The following is a 602-nucleotide window of genomic DNA, read 5'->3' on the forward strand; positions in this document are numbered from 1 at the left end:
ACACCTGGTATCCGCTGGATCGCGGTTTCAATCTCGCCCAGCTCGATCCGGTAGCCGCGGATTTTGACTTGGTAGTCCATCCGGCCAATAAAGTCCACGTTACCGTCCGGCATCCACCGCGCCAAGTCACCGGTGCGATACAGTCGTTCACCTGGTACGTACGGGTTCGCTACGAATTTCTCAGCGGTCAGGTCCGCACGGTTCAGGTACCCCCGTGCCACCCCGATGCCGCCGATACACAGCTCACCCAGCACACCAATCGGCACCGGATTCAGCTGGCTGTCTACGATGTAGAAGCGGGCGTTCAGCCATGCCTGACCAATCGGCACATGACCGCTGCTTGGCAGCTTCGACAGCTCTTCGTCATAGAAGCTGGAGTCAATCGCCGCTTCCGTAACGCCGTAGCTGTTCATGATGCGGATCTCCGCACCAAACCGTTCTTGCAGCACCCGGTAGTCCGTCACGCTGCAGCTATCCGAGCTCGTGATCAGCAGTTCCAGACTACTCATGTCAAGTCCCTGTTCATGCACATGCTGCATAAACGGTATGATCAAGGCCGGTGTCGATTCGAACACCGTAATTTGATAATCACGAATCCAGCC

At 56.8% G+C, this 602-nt stretch carries 1 protein-coding gene; it reads right to left on the minus strand.

The window, feature by feature from the left end:
• The coding region (locus tag AC5V8P_RS25955; protein WP_495474100.1) for an AMP-binding protein at positions 1-602 on the minus strand (602 nt) is incomplete at both ends.

The organism is Paenibacillus sp. N119s, assembly GCF_059447605.1.